We start from the raw sequence: 25098 nt of genomic DNA, 5'->3' as shown, positions 1-25098 counted from the left end.
GCCGGGCTTTTACTGCACCGGCTTCACGTTTATTATCAAAACAGATTCTATTTTTTAAGCAATTTCACCATTTCACGGGCTGCATGCCGGGGAGCACCAGCCGGCCCGAGCAACCGGGCCATATGTTCATATTCTTTCAGTATCTTCTGACGACACTTCTCATTAGAGAGAAGGCGTGCAAGTTCTACTTGTATATTTTCAACCGTCATAGTATCTGCCACTAATTCTTTAACAACCTCACGACCGGCAATCAAATTAACAAGAGAGATATATTTTACCTTCAATACATGCCGCCGCAAAAAAGAAACAAACTTACCACAAGTCAAGTAATAACAAACGACCTGCGGAACCCGGAAAAGTGCAGTCTCCAATGTAGCCGTACCGGAAGTTACCAAAGCAGCTTCCGAATGTTGTAACAAACGATACGTTTGATCAAAAATAATTTTTACATTCGCATCACCGATATATTGCCGATAATAGTCGGGAGAAATAGAGGGAGCACCAGCCAATATCATCTGATAATCCGGAAAAGCCGCTGCTGCCTCCAGCATACGGGGCAGATTGTCTTTTATCTCCTGCTTCCTGCTTCCGGCAAGAAGAGCAATAACCGGTTTATCCTCGAGATTATTATCTCTGACAAAAGTAGAAAAATCTTTTGAATGTGCTGCGCTAAAAGCTGTCACTTCATCTACAGTAGGATTACCCACATAGTGTATAGGATACTTATGTTTCTTTTCAAAAAAATCAACCTCAAAAGGAAGGATTGAAAAAAGCTCGTTAACATCCCGTTTAATATTCTTAATGCGGTACTCTTTCCAAGCCCAAATCTTCGGCGAGATATAATAGTATACGGGAATCCGGGTATGAGAATGAACGAATTTGGCAATATTCAAATTAAATCCCGGATAGTCCACAAGAATAACAACATCCGGATTCCATGAACGTATGTCTTCTTTGCAACGTTTCATGTTGGCAAAAATAGTACGCAGATGAAGCAGAACAGGAATAAACCCCATGTATGCGAGTTCCTTATAATGTTTCACCATCGTCCCGCCGACGGCAGCCATTAAATCGCCACCGAAAAAACGGAATTCCGCAGAAGGATCTTCTTCTTTTAGTGCCGCCATCAAATGAGAAGCGTGCAAATCTCCGGAAGCTTCACCGACAATGAGGTAATATTTCATTATTCAAACCATTTGCTTAGTTCGTTCATAAAGCCATAAGCCGTCACATCTACTACGGTAGGGGTAATGGCAACATACCCATTGGCAAGTGCCCAATGATCGTTTTTCTCGTTTTCCGGTTCATCGTCCTTGAACTCCCCTATCAACCAAAAATAATTGTCATCACCTTTACGCGGACAAGGCTCCCATTCATTCGTCCATCTCCCCTTTGCCTGCTCACAAATCTTAATACCTTTAAGTTCTGCCATATCGGGAAAATTCACATTAAGGCAAGTTAACGGAGGCAACCCTTTTTCCAGTACCATAGCAGCTATCTGACGAATATATGGACCGGCAGGTTCAAAGTTTGCACCGGGATCATGACTGCAAAGAGAAAAGCCAATAGACGGAATACCATTCAGACATCCTTCGATAACTACTCCCATCGTACCGGAATAATGAACATTCGTAGCCGAATTATCGCCATGGTTAATGCCACCGACAACAAGATCCGGTTTTCGTTCGAGTACCGTGTTCCAAGCCAGTTTTATACAATCAGACGGTGTACCGGAACATTTATATACAGTCAATCCCACATCTTTACGAAGCAACTGATAATGTACCGGTTGCGTTACAGTAATCGCACATCCGCTTCCGGAACGGGGCGCATCAGGCGCCATTACTACAATTTCCCCCAATGGACGGAGAAATTTTATCAGTTCACTAATACCTTTTGCCATGATACCGTCATCATTAGAGATGAGAATCAGTGGCCGTCTATTTTCCATAATGACCTCCTTAGTCTATATAATTCAGCACAAAAGTAAGAAAAAGAACGTTTACCGCCAACTTAGCCCGATTCAATCTGACATCCACTTCACGCGTTTACAAATCTTAATCTTCTGCAAGTGAGTAAAAAAGCACTCTGTTATTTAATATAAATATGTATATTTGCACGCTAAAAAGAGAATACGCAGCAGTTTCATCATCCAGTTATTAACAAAACAGATGACTTATCAACAGATTTTGCAAAGTTTCTCTTTTTTCGTAGGCACTCTGAGTTATTATCACTTATTTCGCTGCCGATAAAATTAGATAATATGGGAAAAATAATTGCTTTGGCCAATCAAAAAGGCGGTGTAGGGAAAACAACAACTACGATTAACCTCGCAGCCTCGCTTGCTACTCTCGAAAAAAAAGTACTGGTGGTTGATGCAGACCCACAGGCTAATGCCTCTTCAGGCCTGGGAGTCGACATCAAACAGTCTGAATGTACTATCTACGAATGTATTATAGACAGAGCCAACGTAGAAGATGCTATCCATGACACTGAGATAGAATCACTGAAAGTCATCTCTTCACATATCAATCTGGTAGGAGCGGAAATAGAAATGCTGAATCTCAAAAATCGGGAGAAAATATTAAAAGAGGTACTGACTCCATTGAAAAAAGAATACGATTATATCTTAATAGACTGTTCTCCGTCGCTGGGTCTTATTACTATCAACGCATTAACAGCAGCCGACTCGGTAATTATCCCCGTACAGGCAGAATATTTTGCTCTTGAAGGAATCAGTAAGCTACTGAATACCATCAAAATCATCAAATCCAAGTTGAATCCGTCATTAGAGATCGAAGGTTTCCTGTTGACCATGTACGATTCACGACTACGCCAAGCCAACCAGATATATGACGAAGTAAAACGCCATTTTCAAGAATTGGTGTTTAAAACCGTTATTCAACGTAATGTGAAGCTAAGTGAAGCTCCCAGTTACGGCATACCGACTATTCTTTATGATGCCGAATCGACCGGAGCAAAAAATCATATGGCATTAGCTCAGGAAATTATCAACAGAAATAGTAAATAAACGAAGATATATGGCAACACAAAGAAGAAATGCATTAGGCCGCGGACTGGACGCTCTGCTTTCAATGGATGAAGTGAAAACCGAAGGGTCTTCGTCTATCAATGAAATAGAGCTTTCCAAAATCTCCGTTAATCCTAACCAACCACGCCGTGAGTTCGATGAAACAGCATTGCAGGAATTGGCAGATTCTATCTCCGAAATCGGCATTATCCAACCGATCACGTTGCGCAAACTTAACGATGACGCCTATCAGATTATAGCGGGAGAACGCCGATATCGTGCATCATTGAAAGCCGGATTGGAAACAATACCTGCCTACATCCGCACAGCCGATGATGAAAACGTAATGGAGATGGCATTGATCGAGAACATCCAGCGTGAAGACTTAAACGCAGTAGAAATTGCTCTTGCTTATCAACACCTGATAGAACAATACGAACTGACCCAAGAACGTCTCAGCGAACGTGTAGGAAAGAAACGTACTACAATTGCCAACTATCTGCGTTTGCTCAAATTACCCGCTCCCATACAAATGGCGCTACAAAACAAACAGATCGATATGGGGCATGCCCGCGCATTGATAACTTTGGGAGACCCTAAATTACAGGTAAAAATATTCGAAGAGATATTGGAACACGGCTATTCCGTACGTAAAGTGGAAGAAATCGTAAAATCACTCAGTGAAGGTGAAAGTGTAAAAAGCGGTACCCGGAAAATTACACCGAAACGCTCTAAGCTACCGGAAGAATTCAATATGCTCAAACAGCATCTTTCCGGATTTTTCAATACCAAGGTACAACTGACCTGTTCAGAAAAAGGAAAAGGTAAGATCAGTATTCCTTTCAGTAATGAGGAAGAGCTGGAACGTATCATGGAAATCTTCGACACTTTAAAGAAGTAAATGACAAGGATATATAAGATATATAAACCATACTTAACCACCCTGCTTCTCTGTTTTTTACAGGTAGCAGGGATTGATGTGTATGCACAAGAGCCCATCAAAACCACAGTACAGGATTCCATCGGCATCCGCGAAGCTCCTAAAGCCCGTGCACGCCGTCATCGTGATACAAACCGACAGGAAACAGCCGATTCTCTTAAAACTGCCCGCCTGTCTCTTAACCAAGACAGTATCACAGTACTGAAAACTGATAGCATCCTTATGCAAGTAACAGCCCCTGTAGTAGCTGACAGCCTGGATAAAATCAACAAAAAGAATCTTGAACAGATAGAAACAACATTTACACCACCCCAACCGATAGACACTGTTCCTCCGAGTATCCCACAAACCGTATGGATGCCCAATCCTACCAAAGCGACTTGGCTGGCTGTTGTTTTCCCCGGCGGAGGACAAATTTATAATCGAAAATACTGGAAGCTTCCCATTATTTATGGTGGATTCGCCGGATGTGCCTACGCATTGAGCTGGAACGGAAAAATGTATAAAGATTATGCCAAGGCCTATCTGGACATCATGGACAATGACCCGAACACCAACAGCCATCTCGATATACGTGGTCTTAGCAATTATCCGGAAAACCAACAAAAAGAATTGTTACGCAAACGCAAGGATATGTTCCGCCGCTATCGGGACCTCAGTATATTTGCCTTTATCGGAGTGTATCTGATTTCCGTAATAGATGCCTATGTAGATGCCGAATTATCAAACTTTGACATCACTCCGGATCTGAGTATGCGTGTCGAACCAGCTATTATCAACGACCAATTTCACTCAAGAAATAAATCGGTGGGCGTGCAATGTAGCTTTAGATTTTAAAATTACAATTGAAGATGCAACAACTAAGAATGAAGAAACTAAAAAACTATTATTCCCTTATTCTCTTTTTCCTGTTGGTAAGCACACAGGTTAAAGCACAAAGTGTAGATGTAATTATCAAAGAAAACGGAAACGAACGCCAAGAGAGTATCGACCTTCCGGTGAGCATGACATACCCGCTCGACAGCCTGCTTAATGACTGGAAAGCTAAAAACTATATCGATCTTGGCAAGGATTGCAGTACTTCTGAAATCAATCCTCTTTTCAGTGACTCCGTCTACATCGACCGCCTTTCACGTATCCCGGCTGTCATGGAAATGCCCTATAATGAAATCATACGCAAATTCATCGACATGTATACCGGACGTTTACGTAATCAAGTTTCTTTTATGCTAAGTGCCTGTAACTTCTACATGCCTATTTTCGAGGAAGCACTCGATGCCTACAATCTGCCTCTGGAGCTCAGATACCTGCCCATTATAGAATCTGCACTGAATCCTTCAGCCGTATCCCGCGCAGGGGCTTCCGGGTTGTGGCAATTCATGCTTGCTACCGGAAAGATGTACGGACTGGAGTCGAACAGCCTTGTAGACGAACGTCGTGATCCGATCAAAGCCACTTGGGCGGCTGCACGTTATTTAAAAGAGCTGTATGCCATTTATGGTGACTGGAACCTCGTTATTGCCGCTTACAATTGCGGTCCGGGTACCATAAATAAAGCCATACGCCGTGCAAACGGAAAAACAGATTATTGGGAGATTTACAACTTCCTGCCCAAAGAGACACGGGGTTATGTACCTGCATTTATTGCCGCCAATTATGTAATGACTTACTATTGTGACCATAACATCTGTCCGATGGAAACAAATATTCCGGCAAGTACAGACACAATACAAGTAAACAAAAAACTTCATTTTGAACAAATAGCCGATATTTGCGGAGTCAGTCTCGAACAAATCAAAAGTCTGAATCCTCAATATAAGAAAAATGTGATTCCCGGGGACAGTAAGCCTTACACACTCCGCCTGCCACAAAATTACATCAGTACATTCATCGACCAACAGGACACCATCTACGTACACCGTGCCGATGAATTATTTAAAAACAGAAAAACAATCGCTATCAGAGACAATACACCTCCAAGTGCGACAAGAGGAAAAGCGGTTGTCGGCAATGGGAAATTGGTTTATCACAAAATCAGCAGTGGTGAAACGTTGGGAAGTATTGCCGAAAAATACAAAGTCCGCGTAAAAGACATTCAAAATTGGAATGGGCTGCGAAATACCAAGATTACGGCAGGAAAACGATTGAAAATATACAAATAAATACATCTTTGCTTGCTCACTGTTGAAAATTGCCTATTTTTGCAGAAAGCAATGAAAAGATGACATTTATGGATAATAATATACCCCCAAAAGAAATAGCGGAAGAAGAAATGATCGACCAGGCATTTCAACAACTGCTACATGATTATCTTGCCACAAAGCATCGTAAACGTGTTGAAATTATAACCAAAGCGTTCAATTTTGCCAATCAAGCGCACAAAGGTATCAAACGACGTTCCGGTGAGCCTTATATCATGCACCCTATTGCTGTAGCTCAAATTGTGTGTAATGAAATAGGGTTAGGTTCCACATCCATTTGTGCAGCCCTGCTCCATGATGTTGTAGAAGATACCGATTATACGGTAGAAGACATTGAAAACATTTTTGGAACCAAGATCGCACAAATCGTAGACGGACTTACCAAGATATCCGGCGGTATCTTTGGCGACCGTGCATCGGCTCAGGCGGAAAATTTCAAGAAGTTGCTACTCACAATGTCGGATGATATCCGCGTGATCCTCATAAAGATTGCCGATCGTCTGCACAACATGCGCACATTGGGTTCAATGTTGCCTAATAAACAGTACAAAATTGCCGGAGAAACACTCTATATCTATGCTCCCCTTGCTAACCGTTTGGGATTGTATAAGATAAAAACAGAATTAGAAAACTTAAGTTTCAAATACGAACACCCCGAAGAATATCAAGAAATCGAAAAGAAGCTGGACGCCACTGCCGCCGAACGCGATAAGGTATTCAATAATTTCACAGCCCCGATCCGTGAACAGCTGGATAAAATGGGGTTAAAATATCGTATTATCGCCCGTGTAAAATCGATCTATTCTATCTGGAACAAGATGCAAACCAAGCATGTCCCGTTTGAAGAAATATACGACTTGCTTGCAGTACGTATCATATTCGAACCCCGAAATCCGGAAGAAGAACTGAACGACTGCTTTGACATCTATGTATCCATCTCCAAAATATACAAACCCCACCCTGACCGTCTGCGTGACTGGGTAAGCCACCCGAAAGCAAATGGCTATCAGGCATTGCACGTCACCTTAATGGGAAACAACGGGCAGTGGATTGAAGTACAGATTCGTAGCGAACGTATGAACGACGTTGCCGAACAAGGGTTTGCCGCTCATTGGAAATACAAAGAAGGCGGTGGAAGTGAAGATGAAGGAGAATTAGAGAAATGGCTAAAAACGATTAAAGAGATCCTTGACGATCCGCAACCGGATGCCATTGACTTTTTAGACACCATTAAGCTAAATTTATTCGCTTCCGAAATATTTGTGTTCACCCCCAAAGGAGAGCTTAAGACTATGCCTCAAAATTCTACGGCCTTAGATTTTGCTTTCTCATTGCACACAGATATCGGCAGTCATTGCATCGGGGCTAAAGTGAACCATAAACTGGTACCATTAAGCCATAAATTACAAAGTGGAGATCAGGTAGAAATCCTTACTTCCAAATCACAACGCGTACAACCTCAATGGGAAGTATTCGCTACTACAGCCCGCGCACGAGCCAAAATTGCAGCAATTCTTCGTAAAGAGCGAAAAATCAATCAAAAAGAGGGTGAAGAGCTTCTCAACGAATTTCTAAAAAAAGAAGAAGTACGTCCGAGTGCAGTGGTCATCGAAAAATTATGCAAACTGCATAACATGAAGAATGAAGAGGATTTACTTGTAGCTATCGGCAATAAAACAATTATCTTGGGAGAAGCCGATAAGAACGAACTAAAAGAAAAACAAAGTAATAACTGGAAAAAATATCTCACTTTCTCTTTTGGTGGTGGCAACAAAGACAAACAACCGGAAGAAAAAGAGATTCCGGAAAAAGAGATCATCAATCCGAAGCAGATCTTAAAATTAACGGAAGAAGCCCTACAGAAAAAGTATATCATGGCCGAATGTTGTCATCCGATTCCGGGTGACGATGTACTGGGATATATTGATGAGAATGATCAGGTTATCATCCACAAGCGCCAATGTCCGGTTGCTGCAAAATTAAAGAGCAGCTATGGCAACCGTATCATTGCTACGGCATGGGATACCCATAAAACACTTTCTTTCCTGGTATATATCTATATTAAGGGTATAGACGGCATGGGACTCTTAAACGAAATCACCCAAATTATCTCACGACAGCTCAATGTCAATATCCGAAAGTTGGATATAGAAACGAACGATGGCATTTTCGAGGGAAAAGTACAGCTTTATGTACACGATGTAGATGATGTAAAAGCTATCTGCGACAATCTGCGTAAAATAAAAAATGTCAAATCCGTCACACGCGTAGAGAACTAAAGCAATGTATAATTAATAAAAAGAACCGGATTCAGCATTTATCGCTCATCCAGTTCTTTTTTTATAGATAACAATTCTTCTCTAATCTCTTTCAACCGATTAATGATTTCGAAATTACGGATCGTAGCCTCTTTATTATCTTTCAACTTCTGACGGGCACCGGGAAGGGTCATCCCTTTTTCTTTTACCAAATGATAAATCAAAGCAATGGTATCCACATCCTCCTTACGGTATTGCCGCACACCACGCCCATTGGTTTTAGGAGCAATCTGTGGAAACTCTTTCTCCCAAAAACGAAGCAAAGACTGATTGACATCAAACATCTCTGCTACTTCAGCTATCGAATAATATAGCTTATAATTTTTCTCTGTATGGATTGGCATCTTTAATCGAATACTTTACCGTGGTTAGCAGCTAATTGAACCATCTTATCATAATCTTCCGCACTCAAATCCATAAAGTAATAGTTCACGGGATTCATTACCTGCCCCTTGAAATGCACTTCATAATGCAAATGTGGTCCCGTACTCTTACCCGTACTACCCACTCCGGCAATCACTTCACCGCGCACAACCTTCTTTCCGAGCTTCGTACGATATTCCTTGAGGTGTGCATAACGCGTCCGGTATCCAAAACCATGATCTATCTCGACCGTATTCCCGTACCCTGTCTCCCATCCTACTTTTACAACCACTCCATCTCCGGTGGCATACACATCCGTGCCCGGATTGGCAGAAAAGTCCATGCCGGCATGAAATTTAGTAGTTCCGTAAATAGGGTCGATACGCGTTCCGTATCCCGAAGCTGTTTTCTTCAAATCCTTATTCGAAATCGGCTGAATGGCCGGAATACACCTAAGCATTTCATCCTGATTCTTACACATGGCAACAACATCATCAAACGATTTAGACTGAATATATAACTGCTTCGTGAGCAAGTCCAACTTCTGAGTCGTATTGATAACAAGTTTTGAATTTGCCAGATCGATCAGGTCTTCATAACGGTTCGTTCCACCATATCCGGCTCTCCGGATGGCAGGTGACACCGGATCAGCCTGCAAAATAACACGATAAAGATTATCATCACGCTGTTGCACATCCTGCAATACCCCCAAAGCATCATCCAACCGACGAGAAAGCACGTTGTATTGTGCCAGCAAACGGCTATTTTCCGTCCTCAGTTCTTTCTCGGACGGAGAGCCGAAGATGAATAACAATACAATAAAACTCCCTGCCCCCAGTCCCATACCGATAAAAAGACGGCGAAGAATACTCAACGCCTTCTGCCGGACAGTAGGATAAATTCGGTCATAAGTCTGTGTTCGCGGATTATAGATGTAATAAACTTTACGCATCTTAGGAAATATTTCGATGGTTGATGGGGCAAAAATAATAAAAACAAGCTATCTTTGCACTGTTTTTTTGAGAATATTAACCTCAACAATAGATATATAAAAAGTATGTTGACTGCAAAAGAGACAAGAGATTCGTTTAAGAATTTCTTTGAGTCGAAAGGACATCAGATTGTTCCATCGGCTCCGATGGTGATAAAAGACGATCCTACCCTGATGTTTACAAACGCAGGGATGAATCAGTTTAAAGATATTATTTTGGGTAATCACCCGGCGAAATACCACAGAGTGGCGGATTCACAGAAATGCCTTCGCGTAAGCGGAAAACATAATGACCTTGAAGAAGTAGGACATGACACGTACCACCATACCATGTTCGAAATGTTGGGCAACTGGTCTTTCGGTGATTACTTCAAGAAAGAGGCTATCAGTTGGGCATGGGAATATCTGGTAGACGTACTGAAGCTAAACCCGGAACACTTGTATGCCACCGTATTCGAAGGCAGCCCCGAAGAAGGATTGGAGCGCGACAATGAGGCAGCTTCTTATTGGGAACAATTCCTGCCGAAAGATCACATCATCAATGGAAACAAGCATGATAACTTCTGGGAAATGGGTGATACCGGTCCTTGCGGTCCTTGCTCGGAAATCCATATCGACCTGCGTCCGGCAGAAGAACGTGCAAAAGTTTCCGGTCGCGATCTCGTAAACCACGATCATCCGCAAGTAATCGAAATATGGAATCTCGTATTCATGCAATACAACCGCAAAGCGGATGGCAGTCTCGAATCGCTTCCTGCAAAAGTAATCGATACAGGTATGGGTTTCGAACGTCTGTGTATGGCATTGCAAGGAAAAACCTCCAATTACGATACGGATGTATTCCAGCCGATGATCAAGGCCATTGCCAAAATGGCGGGAGTTGAATACGGTAAAGACAAACAGCAGGATATCGCCATGCGCGTAATAGCCGACCACATTCGTACGATTGCTTTCTCCATCACAGACGGACAATTGCCATCGAATGCCAAAGCCGGATACGTTATCCGTCGCATCCTGCGTCGTGCCGTACGTTACGGTTATACCTTCCTGGGACGGAAACAGGCATTTATGTATAAGCTTCTTCCAGTACTGATTGATAATATGGGAGATGCTTATCCGGAATTGATCGCCCAGAAAGGATTAATCGAAAAGGTAATTAAAGAAGAAGAAGAAGCTTTTCTCCGTACATTGGAAACAGGAATTCGTCTGCTCGACAAGACAATGGCCGATACCAAAGCTGCCGGAAAGACAGAAATCAGTGGAAAAGACGCCTTCACTTTATATGATACCTTCGGTTTCCCGCTTGACCTTACGGAATTGATTCTTCGCGAAAACGGCATGACCGTAAACATCGGAGAGTTTGACGCAGAAATGCAACAACAAAAACAACGTGCACGCAACGCTGCTGCAATAGAAACAGGAGACTGGATCATACTAAAAGAAGGAACCAGTGAATTTGTCGGTTATGACTACACAGAATACGAAGTATCTATTTTGCGTTACCGTCAGATAAAACAAAAAAATCAGACATTGTATCAAATCGTACTCGATCATACTCCTTTCTACGCCGAAAGCGGCGGCCAGGTAGGTGATACCGGTGTATTGGTCAGCGAATTCGAGACCATCGACGTAATTGATACCAAGAAAGAAAATAATCTGCCGATTCACATTACCAAGAAATTACCGGAACATCCGGATGCTCCGATGATGGCTTGTGTAGATACAGACAAACGTGCAGCCTGTGCGGCCAACCACTCTGCCACCCACTTACTGGACGAGGCCCTGCGTGAGGTTCTGGGCGAACATGTAGAACAAAAAGGATCGCTGGTAACCCCGGATTCCCTGCGCTTTGACTTCTCCCACTTCCAGAAAGTGACAGACGAAGAAATCCGTAAAGTAGAGCATATGGTAAATGCCAAAATCCGCGCCAATATTCCCTTGAAAGAGTATCGCAATATTCCTATTGAAGAAGCTAAAGAGCTGGGTGCAATTGCCCTCTTCGGTGAAAAATACGGCGACCACGTGCGCGTCATACAATTTGGTTCATCCGTGGAATTCTGTGGAGGTACCCATGTAGCTGCCACCGGAAGCATCGGCATGATAAAAATCATGTCTGAAAGTTCGGTTGCTGCCGGTGTACGCCGTATCGAAGCATTTACAGGGGTAAAAGTGGAAGAGATGTTGGACACTATCCAAGATACTCTGAGCGATCTCAAGGCACTTTTCAACAATGCACCCGATTTAGGCATTGCCATCCGTAAGTACATTGACGAAAACGCCGGACTGAAGAAACAGCTCGAAGACTTTATGAAAGAGAAAGAGGTAGCTCTCAAAGAACGCCTATTGAAAAATGTACAGGAAATCCACGGCATTAAAGTGGTTAAGTTCTGCGCTCCAATGCCAGCCGAAACCATAAAGAATATCGCTTTCCAACTGCGCGGGGAAATCACAGAAAACTTCTTCTTCGTAGCAGGAACCATCGACCACGCAAAACCGATGCTGACAGTTATGATCAGTGACAATCTGGTTGCAGGTGGATTAAAAGCCGGTGATCTGGTAAGAGAAGCTGCCAAACTGATTCAAGGCGGTGGCGGTGGCCAACCTCATTTCGCAACAGCCGGAGGAAAGAATCCGGACGGGTTAAATGCCGCCATAGAAAAAGTATTGGAACTGGCCGGTATCTAAAATCAGATTTTTTCTTATAAAAGCAAAGGATTGATTCTCGTAAAAGGAGATTCAATCCTTTTTTTCTTTATAACCCAGCGAAAACAGACCTAAACATAGAGAAATTGACATAAAGTTCAGCTTTTATATTACTTATTTACCTTATATTTTTTACATTTGCGGCTTAAAACTATGTTATCGCTAAACTCTAACCCCGAACATATGAAGACATTCACCTACGCACTTTTATTTTTTTTACTACTATTCACTGCCTGCACCGCTCCTCACGAAAAAGTATCTGTAGACTACACAACGTACGTAAACCCTTTCATAGGAACCGATTTTACAGGTAATACCTATCCCGGAGCACAAGCGCCATTCGGCATGGTCCAGCTTAGTCCGGACAATGGTCTCCCCGGCTGGGATCGAATATCAGGATACTTTTACCCAGACAGTACCATTGCCGGATTCAGCCATACCCATCTGTCGGGAACAGGTGCCGGCGACCTGTATGATATTTCTTTCATGCCCGTAACCCTGCCTTATAAAGAGGCGGAAGTACCGTTAGGCATCCACTCCCGTTTCTCCCATGACGACGAATCGGCAACAGCCGGTTACTACCAGGTACTGCTAAAAGACTATAATATAAATGTAGAACTTACTGCTACCGAACGCTGCGGTATTCAGCGTTACACTTTTCCGGAAGCACAGGCAGCCATCTTCCTGAATCTAAAAAAGGCGATGAACTGGGATTTCACCAACGACTCCCGCATCGAGATTGTAGATTCTGTCACCATACAAGGTTACCGATTCTCCGACGGATGGGCACGTGACCAGCATATTTATTTCCGGACCCGTTTCTCAAAACCTTTTACCTCTGTACAAATAGATACGACTGCCATCATCAAAGATGGCAAACACATAGGAACCGCCGCCATAGCCCGCTTTGATTTCAACACAAAGAAAGGTGAACAAATTATTGTCAGCACTGCCATTTCCGGAGTCAGCATGCAAGGAGCCGAAAGAAATTTATCGGCCGAAGTACCCGACAATGACTTTGATAAATATCGTAATGCGATTCGCGACAACTGGAACCGGCAACTTTCCAAAATAAAAGTGGAAAGCAGCAACAACGATGATAAAGTAAACTTTTATACCGCACTCTATCACAGCATGATTGCGCCGACCATTTATAGCGATGTGGACGGTGCATATTACGGCCCTGACAAACAAATCCACCAGACAAACGGCTGGGTAAACTACAGTACCTTCTCACTATGGGATACTTTCCGTGCCGCCCATCCCCTTTTCACCTATACCGAACCGGAACGTGCCAACGATATGGTGAAATCCTTCCTTGCCTTTTATGAACAAAACGGCCGCCTTCCGGTGTGGAACTTCTACGGCAGTGAAACCGATATGATGATCGGTTACCATGCCGTTCCTGTAATCGTAGATGCCTACTTGAAAGGCATAGGCAATTTTGATCCGGAAAAAGCGCTTGAAGCCTGTGTCGCAACAGCTAATATAGATGATTATCGCGGCATCGGAATCTATAAAAAATCAGGATATGTACCTTACAATATCACAGATAGCTACAATGCCGAAAACTGGTCGCTGTCTAAAACACTGGAATATGCATATGACGATTATTGCATTGCCAAGATGGCTGAAAAGATGGGTAGGAAAGAGGTCGCCGAAGAATTTCACAAACGTTCTCAAAACTATAAAAACCTATACAATCCCGCTACTTCTTTCATGCAGCCACGAGATGACAAAGGGAACTTTATAAAAGATTTCCATCCGGATGAATATATCCCGCATATCTGTGAAAGCAACGGCTGGCAATATTTCTGGTCCGTGCAGCAAGACATCAACGGGCTCATGGCACTGACCGGCGGTAAAGAACGTTTCGCGGAGAAACTGGACAGCATGTTCACTTATCACCCTTCTGCGGATGACAAACTTCCTATATTCAGCACCGGTATGATCGGTCAATACGCCCACGGAAATGAGCCCAGCCATCATGTGATCTACCTGTACAACACCGTAAACCAACCTTGGAAAACCCAGCAATATGCAGCCAAAGTCATGCATGAACTTTATCTAAATACTCCCGCCGGACTTTGTGGCAACGAAGATTGCGGTCAGATGTCCGCCTGGTATGTATTCAGCGCAATGGGATTTTATCCGGTAGATCCGGTCAGTGGAAAATATGAGATAGGTACCCCCCTGTTTCCTGAAATGAAAATGCAGTTATCGAACGGTAATGCATTTACTGTACTCGCTCCGGCCGTCAGCAGAGAGAATATTTACATTCAATCCGTAAAACTCGACGGTAAGCCTTATGACAAGAGCTACATCACCCATGAACAAATAATGGGAGGTGCCACTCTTGAATTTGAAATGGGCAACACCCCCGGCCCGGTATGGTATAAGTAACCTAAAAAAACCGTGAATGAAGGAAGATTTTAATATCACCTACAAAGCTCTCTTTCGAAAGTACTATCCGAATCTGATCTTCTACGCCACCCGTCTGGTAGGTGAAGAAGAAGCAGAGGACGTGGTACAGGACGTATTTGTGGAGCTTTGGAAACGTAAAGATTCCATGGAAATCGGAGACCAGATCCAGGCTTTCCTTTACCGGGCTGTGTATACACGTTCGCTCAACGTGTTGAAACACCGCAATATCGAAAGCGGCTACATGGCCATCGTAGAAGAAATCAACCAGAAACGTGTGGAATTCTATCAACCGGACAACAACGAAGTAATCCGGCGGATAGAAGACCGTGAATTAAAAAAAGAAATATATGATGCCATAAATGAGTTGCCCGACAAATGTAAGGAGGTGTTCAAATTAAGCTATCTGCACGATATGAAAAACCGGGAAATAGCAGATACAATGGGAGTTTCACTGCGCACAGTAGAAGCACATATGTACAAGGCACTGAAATACTTACGGAGCAGACTCGATCACTTAATTATCTTACTCACATTATTTTTTCTGAGATAAGTAAGTGTTTTTATTGATTGAGTTGTTTATTTATATAATATATAGAAGAAATGAATAATCTCAGCGAAGAAATAATAGCAAAGTTCCTCATGGGGAAGTGCACAGAGGAAGAACTCGTCCAGGTAAATCTCTGGATAAAAGAATCAGATGAAAATGCCCGAAAGCTATTCCGGATGGAAGAAATATACCATCTCGGAAAAGAAAAACATACAGTATCTCCCAAAAGAATGGACCAGGCGGAAAGGAGTTTGTACAAACGTCTGGCCATAGAAGAAGCAAAGCAGAACAGGACATTGGCGATCCACCGCTGGATGAAATACGCAGCCATCATCACTGTCATTTTATTGACAGGTACCGGCATCACCTATTGGATAGGACAAAATGCCTTGATAAACAACAAGATGATCGCTGTTGCCTCAGAAGGCAATGTAGAAGAAATCGTATTGCCGGACGGCACTAAAGTATGGTTAAACCAGTCGGCTGTCCTCAAATACCCACGCGAATTCTCCGACAAAGAGAGAAACGTTTATCTGGAAGGTGAAGCCTATTTCGAAGTAACCAAAAATAAAGCAAAACCCTTTATCGTGCAGAGCGAAGCCATGCAGGTAAGGGTACTTGGAACCACCTTCAACTTCAAGAGCAGCAAAGCCTGCAAATCGGCAGAGGCCACTCTGATAGAAGGAGAGATTGAAGTCAAAGGCAATAATGAAGAAGGGATGATCATCCTTGCCCCGGGACAAAAAGCAGAGCTTAACAGAGAGAGCAAACGGCTGACCGTAAAGCAAGTGGACGCCCGAATGGATGCGGTGTGGCACAATAATCTGATACCTTTCGAGAAAGCGGATATCTATAGCATAGCAAAAACATTGGAACGCTTCTACAATGTAAAAATCATCTTATCTCCTGATATCACAATCAACAATACATATTCGGGAGTATTAAAAAGAAAAGACAGCATCAATTCTGTATTAAAATCTTTAAAGAATTCAATTCCCATCGATTATAAGATCGTAGGAAACAGTATATTTATATCCGACCAGGCTAAGAAATAATTTCATCGGTTTACCTTCTCCCCGGTAAACACTCAACTCATATATTATGAAAAAACTTCTTTTAATGATCTGTGCGCTGAGTAGCGCACTTCTTATCCAGGCAAAAGACCGGACTCAATATGTCAATCCCCTGATGGGAACCCAGTCTTCCTACGAACTCTCCACCGGAAATACATATCCTGCTATTTCCCGCCCTTGGGGAATGAACTTCTGGACACCCCAAACCGGAAAAATGGGGGATGGCTGGCAGTATGTTTACACTGCAAACAAAATTCGCGGTTTCAAACAGACCCATCAGCCCAGCCCATGGATCAATGATTACGGGCAGTTCTCTATTATGCCTGTTGTTGGGAAGCCCGAATTCGATGAAGAAAAACGAGCCAGCTGGTTCGCCCACAAAGGAGAAGTAGCCCGCCCTCATTATTATAAAGTATACCTTGCCGAACACGATGTAGTAACCGAAATGACCCCAACCGAACGTGCCGTTCTTTTCCGCTTTACCTTTCCGGAAAATGATCATTCGTACATCGTTGTAGATGCCTTTGACAAAGGGTCATGCATCCGTATTTTACCGGAACAGAACAAAATCATCGGTTACACTACACGTAATAGCGGAGGAGTACCGGAGAATTTTAAAAACTACTTCGTTATCGAATTCGATAAACCGTTTACCTATAAAGCTACTTTTGCGGACAAGGCTCTGAAAGAAAATACGCTTGAACAAACAGCCGACCACACCGGTGCCGTTATCGGTTTCAAAACCCGTAAAGGAGAAATAGTGCATGCCCGTATCGCCTCTTCGTTCATCAGCCCCGACCAGGCCGTACAGAATCTGAAAGAACTCGGAAACGATGATTTCGACACCTTAGTCCAGAAAGGAAAAGATTCCTGGAACAACGTTTTAGGTAAAATAGAAGTAGAAGGCGGTAATCTCGATCAATATCGCACATTCTATTCGTGCCTCTATCGCTCTCTTCTTTTTCCACGCAAATTCTACGAACTGGATATAAACGGAAATCCTGTTCATTACAGCCCATACAACGGACAAGTGCTTCCCGGATACATGTACACCGACACCGGTTTCTGGGACACCTTCCGTTGCCTGTTTCCTTTTCTCAACTTAATGTATCCGTCGGTGAACCAAGAGATGCAGGAAGGTCTCATCAATACCTACAAGGAAAGCGGATTCTTCCCCGAATGGGCAAGCCCCGGACACAGAGGTTGCATGATTGGTAACAACTCGGCATCCGTACTGGTAGATGCCTACTTGAAAGGAGTGAAAGTGGACGATGTAAAAACACTGTACGAAGGGCTTATTCACGGAACAGAGAATGTACATCCGGAAGTTTCTTCTACCGGACGTCTCGGATATGAATATTACAATAAATTGGGTTACGTGCCCTATGATGTAAAAATCAACGAAAATGCTGCCCGCACATTAGAATACGCATACAACGACTGGTGTATCTACCAGCTTGCCAAAGCATTGAACCGCCCGAAAAAAGAGCAAAAGCTCTTTGCACAACGTGCCATGAATTATCGTAATATATTCGACAAGGAATCGAAATTGATGCGCGGACGCAATGAAGACGGACAATTTCAATCTCCATTTTCCCCTTTAAAATGGGGAGATGCTTTCACAGAAGGCAATAGCTGGCACTATTCCTGGTCTGTATTCCATGATCCCCAGGGACTGATTGACCTTATGGGAGGTAAAGCCCCCTTCGTTCAGATGCTCGACTCCGTATTTGCCGTTCCACCTTTATTCGACGACAGCTATTACGGACAAGTAATTCATGAGATCCGCGAAATGACCGTAATGAATATGGGAAATTATGCACACGGCAATCAGCCCATTCAGCACATGATCTATCTGTATAATTATGTCGGACAACCCTGGAAAGCCCAATATTGGTTACGCCAAGTGATGGATCGCATGTATACTCCCGGTCCCGACGGTTATTGCGGTGATGAAGATAACGGTCAAACTTCTGCCTGGTATGTATTCTCTGCATTGGGATTCTACCCGGTATGTCCGGGAACCGATGAATATGTACTTGGAGCCCCTCTGTTCAAAAAAGCGACCCTGCATCTGGAGAATGGTAATAATTTGGTAATAGATGCTCCTGACAATGACGAGAATACCATGTATATAAAATCGCTCCAGTTCAACGGAGATAATTATACCAAGAACTATCTGAAACACGGGGATCTGCTCAAAGGCGGAACCATAAAATGCCATATGAGCCGGACTCCTAATTTACAGAGAGGTATTCAGCCTTCTGATTTCCCCTATTCCTTTTCAACAGAAGAAAAGAAAAAATAATCGAATTTATTCCTTTTTTACTGATTGCATCCAGACCCCAACAGTAAATCCGTTTACTCACTCCCTTCACTTTTTCCAATGTCCGACAAAGGCATGGGATTGTGAAGGGAGTTGTTTATTATCTCCCCTCCCCCCTTTCAGGCAAGAACATTGCATTTATAAGCGAGGATATATATTTTTGCAACATCTCTAAAATGACAATTTATATAGGACTAACAACGGGAAAAGCAAACTTATCGAGGTCTTAAAAATATTGGGCAAATTAACTTGGCATAACAAGAGAAGTTGTCAACTAAATCCCAGTACAGTATAATAATTCGTTTCAACTTATTGGAAAGGAAAGTTTCTTCTACATGGAACTCCTTGTTTCATTAGGTTGGAACTCTTTGTTTCATCAGCTTGAAACTCTTTGTTTCATCCGTATGAAACTTTTTGTTTCTCGGTGTGGAACGAATGGTTTCTCCGGAGGAAACAAAGTTAATATAATGTTTCACCTCATAATCATCTATATAAAAACGCTTTTAAGATAACAAAAAACTGTATTAACACACTCCTTGAACACATAAACAAAATTATTTAAAAAAAACTTCATTTAGCAGTAAGTGTATTTTCATCTATCATTGTTTTATTATCAAAAGGGGAAACAGAAGTATCCTCATACAAATATATTACTAATGTATAACCACTAAATTTTGTTTATGGAAAGCAATCATTCTTTTCGAAGTGCTAAATCACTTCGGGCTTTACTGATTCTTTTGCTTATGGTAATCCCAGTACAATGGGCCGTCGCTCAATTGACACTGAACACCTCTCGCACCACATTAGGAGCAATCATTAAGCAAATTCAGTCTCAATCCGAGTATCAATTCTTTTATGACGATCAATTGTCAACAATCCCCGTTGAGGCCATAAAAGTAGAAAATGCATCATTAGAAGATGTATTAAATCGAATCCTCAAAAATAAAAACATTTCATTTAAGGTAGAAGATAACATTATCTATCTGAAACCTCAAACACCTGCCCAAGATCAACAACCAAAGGTAGGACAACCACGCAAAATAAGCGGGACTATTGTCGATGAAAACGGTGAACCGTTGATTGGTGTAAATGTACTTGTAAAAGGAACAACCAATGGAGTGATCAGCGATTTCGACGGCAATTACACTTTAATGGTCGATGAAGAAAACCCTATCCTCCAGTTTTCATACATAGGCTATACTCCGCAAGAAATAACCGTAAAAGAACAAGCTGTTATCAACCTGAAAATGACATCCGATACACAAGTAATTGATGAAGTCGTAGTAACAGCATTAGGAATCAAACGTGAAAAAAAGATGCTCGGATATTCCGTTCAAGAAATAAAGAGCGACGCATTGAACACGACCGGAGATCCTTCCGTAACCAGTGCATTGCAAGGAAAAGTTGCCGGCTTGCAAATGAACACCTCCAGTACCGGGTTAGGTGGTTCTACTAAAATAACAATCCGTGGTAATTCTTCTTTAACAGACAACAACCAACCATTATGGATCGTAGACGGTGTACCTTTCACAGATAACCAGACATCCGAAGCTTCCGCTTACGGAGGATACGATCGCGGAGGTACGTCTTTCGATATTAATCCTGAAGACATTGAATCAATTTCCGTATTAAAAGGACCGAATGCAGCTGCCCTATACGGATCACGTGCCGGTAATGGTGTAATTCTTGTTACAACTAAAAAAGGCAGTAAAAAAGACGGATTTGGTGTAACCTACAACGGTAGTTTCACTTGGAGCCAAGTAACCGGTACATTGAAAATGCAAGATAAATATGGTCAAGGAAGCAGAGGGGAGTTGGTATATAAGCCTAAAGAAGGTACTCAAGAGGTAGCAAAACCGACTGTTCCTAACGATAACGAGCACCAAGATGAATGGAATGCATATAATGAATATATTGCTAACAGAACCTTGAGCGGTGAACTTGCTTATGGTCCCGAACTCGACGGTCGCATGGAACGTACCTGGAATGGAGAACTAATCCCCTATTCATATTATGGCAATAAATTGAAAGATTATTTCGACACAGGTTTCTCACAATTCCATAGTGTGTCAGTAGGTAGTTCTACCGAAAAATCCCATTTTAGGGCATCATTCGGATTTAATGGCAATGATGGTTTATTCAAAGACGAGACTTTGGAAAAAATCACAGCGGATATCAACGCGGGAGCAGAAGTTAACAAATATCTATCAATAGATGGTAAAATATCGCTTTCACGTATGTCTGCCAAAAATCGTCCACTGACAGGACTCAACGGTGAAGTGGCACAACTACTCCTCATTCCGGGTAACATCCGCTTGTCCGATTTACAGAATTATACAACCACAGAACGTTTACACGAAAACTGGTTTGGTCCCAATCAACATTATTCCAATCCTTACTATGTGCGTCACCGTTATCAAAACTCCGATGAACGTTGGAGGGCATTCGGTTATTACGCAGCCAAACTGAACCTGACAGACTGGATGAAATTTTCTGCTAAATATGCATTCGATTACTATCGTACCAGACTACAGACCAGCGACTTAAGCTTGGGTGATCAGGCCATCGCCGGAAACGGAGAAAGTTGGCAGGAAAAACTTACTACGGACAATATGAGCAGAGGAGAAGAAAATCATTTTGAGCACAACATCGAATTCATGTTTACAGGAGATAAAGCATTCGGTGAAAAATTCCGTCTCGGCTACAATGTGGGTAGTAATATCATGTATCAGCAATTTGAAACTCTGACAGTAGGAGTCAAAAATATGTTAGATAAAAACAACTGGTTATTCAATACAGCCGAAAGATTGGACAATGCAACAGACAAGGGACATGAAAGAGCCATGTATTCCGTATTCGGATCATTACAACTTGCTTACAACGAATATCTGTCATTAGACTTAACTGCACGTAATGACTGGTCTTCTACTCTGCCCCAACAAAACAATTCTTTCTTTTATCCTTCTGCCAGCTTAAGTTTTGTTATTTCAGACTTTGTCCGCTCTTTAGACAAAAATTTGCCTACATGGCTGACTTTTGCCAAACTCCGCTTATCCGCAGCCCAAGTCGGTAAAGATCCCGAACCGTATAACTTATGGAATACAAGAAAGTTCGAATTCCAAAACGGAACCCGCGTTCCTATTGTTGAAACTATTAAAAAGAACAGTAATCTCAAACCGGAAATCAAAACGTCCTACGAAATGGGATTGGATATGAAATTCCTCAATAACCGGTTAGGATTCGACTTCACTTATTACTATAGTTCAACCAAAAATCAGGCAATGCTGGTGGATGCTTCCTCACCATGGAGCCAACAATGGGTAAATGCCGGAAAAATCAGTAATAAAGGTGTGGAAATGATGATCTATTCTACTCCTGTGCAGACAAAAGATTTCCGATTCGATCTGGGCGTAAATCTTGCTAAAAATATTTCCACTGTAGACGAATTGGCCAATGGCGTAAATCATATTTATTTTAGCGGTGATCCTAACATGCCGGTAAAGGTAGGAGCAGTACCGGGAGGAAAATTAGGAAACATCTATGCCAATAATCTCATGAAACGCGATGCCCAAGGCAACGTTGTCGTAGGAAGCGATGGCCTTCCTATACCGGAAACCGGTAATGGTAATCTGGAACAATACATATTGGATCATCCTATAGGAAATATCGAGCCCAATCTGCTAATGTCTGTTACCCCTTCTTTCTCATATAAAGGCTTCACGTTATCAGCGATGTTCGATATGAAATTCGGCGGAGATATTGTCTGTGTATCTGAAGGTATGGCTACCGCTGTTGGTACTGCCAAGCGTACTGAATACCGTGGAGAATATAAAGAGATTAACGGAGTGAAAGACTATTATATGGTAGTGCCCGGAGTAAAAGAAGATGGAAGTCTGAATGACATCCCCGTCAGTGCACAAACCTATTACTCCACCATCGGTTTATACAAATCAGCCAAAGGATATGCCGAAGAGTTTGTATACGATGCTTCCTATATCAAATTAAAGGAATTATCCATCGGATACAATTTTCCCTCAAGAATTCTGAAAAAAACTCCGTTCACAGCTTTGAAATTATCATTTGTAGGACGTAACCTCTGCTTTCTGCTTAAACACACACCAGGAAATCCAGACGGAGGCTATGATACAACGATGTTCTCACAAGCACTTGACTATGCTGCTGTGCCTTATACACGCACATTCGGTTTTTCAATTAATGTAGGATTTTAATAAGTAAGATAACCATGTTTATATATAATAAATCAATCATATTCAAGACGCTACTCGCTTCTATGACTTTGTTCTTGGCAACTTCCTGTTATGACTTGGACGAAATGAATAAGAATCCATATGAGTTACCGGATAATTCCGTCAGTGGCGGTGATACAGATACAGGTGACGATGGTACCAAATATAACGATCTTAATCTTAATTTCGAGGTGACCAAAGAAGATTCTGCGGCATACAAAATAGATTTAATGGCTGCCAGTTCTACTTTCCGCAATTTCTTATACGAAGGATATTATGCGGAATATCAGATTACCACCAACTTGAGCCATGATATTTACGCCGGCTATGTAGCAAACAACCAGCCCAAACATGCCAAATCAAGCCCGGATTACAAATACGCTGATGGCTGGTCGGGAAAACGTTGGAGTGAGTTTTACCAGAAAAGAAGTGCCGAATACCGAACGTTACTAAGATCTTTCAAGTTCAATGAAACTCCGGAAAGATATACCAATATGTTCTATATTACACGTATTTATTATGCGTTCTTAGCTTTGGCCAATACTGATACATATGGTGATATGCCATTCAAAGAATACGTACAAGCGCGTATTCCTGAAACAAACAACGTAAAATATGAAACGCAGCAAGAAGTATACGATGCGATGTTCCGTATTCTGGAGCAAGCCGTAGACAGCATTGATCCTGAAGATGTATCACAGTTCTCCATTACAAAAGATGATATCTGCTATTTCGGAGATACTTACAAATGGTTGCGTTTTGCCAATACACTCCGCTTGCGAATGGCCTTACGCATATCCAATATAGATCCGGAACGTGCACAAAAAGAAGGAGAAGCTGCATTGAACAATCAATACGGATTAATGCTAAGCAATGAAGATAATATGTGTACAGTACCCAAATATGCACCTATAGATATGGGAGGTACCGATGACGGAGGTAATGAGAATGCACTTGCCATGTGTAGTGTAGCCTATAACGGCGAAAGTGTAATGTCATGGGATATGGAACAATTTTATCGTAATCTCAGTACCGGCGGTGAAGAGTATCAGATAAAAGAAGGGCGAAACGGTTATATCACCAAAATCATAGACCCACGTTGCCTGGTATCCTGGTACAGAAGCAAAATGACTACCAACGGTATTGCCACCGGCGAAGAAAGCTTACGTGAAGATTTTGTAGGTTGCAAGCGTGGTGCTCAAGAACCGGATATATCCATGTCTCCGCTTAATTATAGCATCACTCGTACACAACCCCATGGTATAAAAGACCTAAATCCAAAATATTGGTTTAACTACGCCCGTCCGACAGTATGGTTAGGTTATGCAGAATCTTTATTCTTGAAATCAGAAGCAGCATTAAGAGGATGGAATGGCGCCGATCTGACCATGGGAGTAGAAGACTATTTCCGTGCCGGTATTCAAGCCTCTATGGATTATTACATGATAGATCCAAACTTTACAACCTCTTATATTAACGGTTTAAAAATATATTCGGAAGGAAACAACCCCTTCAGCGGAGGTGACAAAGAAGCCATGTTGGAACAGATCATTACACAAAAATGGCTGGCCGTATTCCCTAATGGTAACGAAGGATGGGCAGAATTCAGACGAACCGACTATCCGGCATTGCAAAATCAATTGACCAACGAATCAGGCGGTGATGTACCACAAGGAAAAACGATCAAACGCCTATTATATCCAAACAGTGAAGCTTCCAATCAATATTTCGTAGAGAATGCGGATCTGAAAGCGAAAAACACACAAGGCACACGCCTGTGGTGGGACATAGCCGATACTAACGATTCAAATGGTAATCGCCTAAAGCCCAACAACTTTCATTCAGCAATAACCAATAAATTATTACAGTAAGAATAAAAAACGGTAGAAACAATTCATTATAGTTGTTTCTACCAAATCAAACCTATTAAATTT

General features: G+C 42.2%; 16 protein-coding genes. 12 read left to right on the top strand and 4 right to left on the bottom strand.

The window, feature by feature from the left end; all coding sequences use genetic code 11:
* Nucleotides 1-47 precede the first annotated feature (47 nt).
* Nucleotides 48-1184, bottom strand: a complete 1137-nt coding sequence (gene lpxB, locus RB604_RS08040) for a lipid-A-disaccharide synthase (protein WP_007478732.1) — start codon at nt 1182-1184, stop codon at nt 48-50.
* Nucleotides 1184-1951, bottom strand: coding sequence for a 5'/3'-nucleotidase SurE (gene surE / locus RB604_RS08035; RefSeq protein WP_005925801.1), 768 nt, complete (start codon nt 1949-1951; stop codon nt 1184-1186). Before surE ends, lpxB begins: the two co-directional genes overlap by 1 nt.
* Nucleotides 1952-2263: 312 nt before the next feature.
* On the opposite strand from surE, the gene RB604_RS08030 reads away from it, so the two are divergent.
* The 5 genes from RB604_RS08030 (at nt 2264) to RB604_RS08010 (ending at nt 8451) form a co-directional block, all read left to right on the top strand.
* Nucleotides 2264-3031, top strand: a complete 768-nt coding sequence (locus RB604_RS08030) for a ParA family protein (RefSeq protein WP_005925803.1) — start codon at nt 2264-2266, stop codon at nt 3029-3031.
* A gap of 10 nt (nt 3032-3041) precedes the next feature.
* Complete coding sequence (locus RB604_RS08025) at nt 3042-3932, top strand: ParB/RepB/Spo0J family partition protein (RefSeq protein ID WP_007478733.1); 891 nt, start codon at nt 3042-3044, stop codon at nt 3930-3932.
* Nucleotides 3933-4808, top strand: coding sequence for a DUF5683 domain-containing protein (locus RB604_RS08020; protein WP_007478734.1), 876 nt, complete (start codon nt 3933-3935; stop codon nt 4806-4808).
* A 29-nt stretch (nt 4809-4837) separates the two neighbouring features.
* Complete coding sequence (locus RB604_RS08015) at nt 4838-6133, top strand: lytic transglycosylase domain-containing protein (RefSeq protein WP_025818961.1); 1296 nt, start codon at nt 4838-4840, stop codon at nt 6131-6133.
* Between the two features lie 68 nt (nt 6134-6201).
* Nucleotides 6202-8451 (top strand): RelA/SpoT family protein, encoded by a 2250-nt coding sequence (locus RB604_RS08010; RefSeq protein ID WP_005925823.1) that lies wholly within the window; start codon nt 6202-6204, stop codon nt 8449-8451.
* A 38-nt stretch (nt 8452-8489) separates the two neighbouring features.
* Here RB604_RS08010 and RB604_RS08005 read toward each other — a convergent pair whose 3' ends face one another.
* Together RB604_RS08005 and RB604_RS08000 are read right to left on the bottom strand one after the other, a co-directional pair.
* Complete coding sequence (locus RB604_RS08005; RefSeq protein ID WP_005925825.1) at nt 8490-8834, bottom strand: MerR family transcriptional regulator; 345 nt, start codon at nt 8832-8834, stop codon at nt 8490-8492.
* A gap of 2 nt (nt 8835-8836) precedes the next feature.
* Nucleotides 8837-9805 (bottom strand): M23 family metallopeptidase, encoded by a 969-nt coding sequence (locus RB604_RS08000; RefSeq protein WP_055293506.1) that lies wholly within the window; start codon nt 9803-9805, stop codon nt 8837-8839.
* Nucleotides 9806-9910: 105 nt separating this feature from the next.
* Here RB604_RS08000 and alaS point away from each other — a divergent pair, with 105 nt between their 5' ends.
* The 7 genes from alaS (at nt 9911) to RB604_RS07965 (ending at nt 25035) form a co-directional block, all read left to right on the top strand.
* Nucleotides 9911-12529: an alanine--tRNA ligase gene (alaS, locus tag RB604_RS07995; RefSeq protein WP_007478735.1), complete on the top strand. Its 2619-nt coding sequence runs from the start codon at nt 9911-9913 to the stop codon at nt 12527-12529.
* 201 nt (nt 12530-12730) lie between these two features.
* Entirely contained in the window at nt 12731-14950 is a 2220-nt protein-coding gene (locus tag RB604_RS07990; RefSeq protein WP_044093553.1) for a GH92 family glycosyl hydrolase, read from the top strand.
* Between the two features lie 16 nt (nt 14951-14966).
* Nucleotides 14967-15521 (top strand): RNA polymerase sigma-70 factor, encoded by a 555-nt coding sequence (locus RB604_RS07985; RefSeq protein WP_005925836.1) that lies wholly within the window; start codon nt 14967-14969, stop codon nt 15519-15521.
* A gap of 50 nt (nt 15522-15571) precedes the next feature.
* Nucleotides 15572-16573: a FecR family protein gene (locus RB604_RS07980; protein ID WP_007478737.1), complete on the top strand. Its 1002-nt coding sequence runs from the start codon at nt 15572-15574 to the stop codon at nt 16571-16573.
* Between the two features lie 46 nt (nt 16574-16619).
* Complete coding sequence (locus tag RB604_RS07975) at nt 16620-18899, top strand: GH92 family glycosyl hydrolase (RefSeq protein WP_044093554.1); 2280 nt, start codon at nt 16620-16622, stop codon at nt 18897-18899.
* A 698-nt stretch (nt 18900-19597) separates the two neighbouring features.
* Nucleotides 19598-23146, top strand: coding sequence for a SusC/RagA family TonB-linked outer membrane protein (locus tag RB604_RS07970; RefSeq protein ID WP_007478739.1), 3549 nt, complete (start codon nt 19598-19600; stop codon nt 23144-23146).
* A gap of 14 nt (nt 23147-23160) precedes the next feature.
* Complete coding sequence (locus tag RB604_RS07965; RefSeq protein ID WP_005925848.1) at nt 23161-25035, top strand: SusD/RagB family nutrient-binding outer membrane lipoprotein; 1875 nt, start codon at nt 23161-23163, stop codon at nt 25033-25035.
* The last annotated feature ends 63 nt before the right edge of the window (nt 25036-25098 follow it).

Origin of the sequence: Bacteroides salyersiae, from assembly GCF_031172035.1 — a bacterium.
Taxonomy (GTDB): domain Bacteria; phylum Bacteroidota; class Bacteroidia; order Bacteroidales; family Bacteroidaceae; genus Bacteroides; species Bacteroides salyersiae.
Note: the sequence above shows the minus strand (reverse complement) of the source record. Positions and strands in the feature narration are given on the sequence as shown.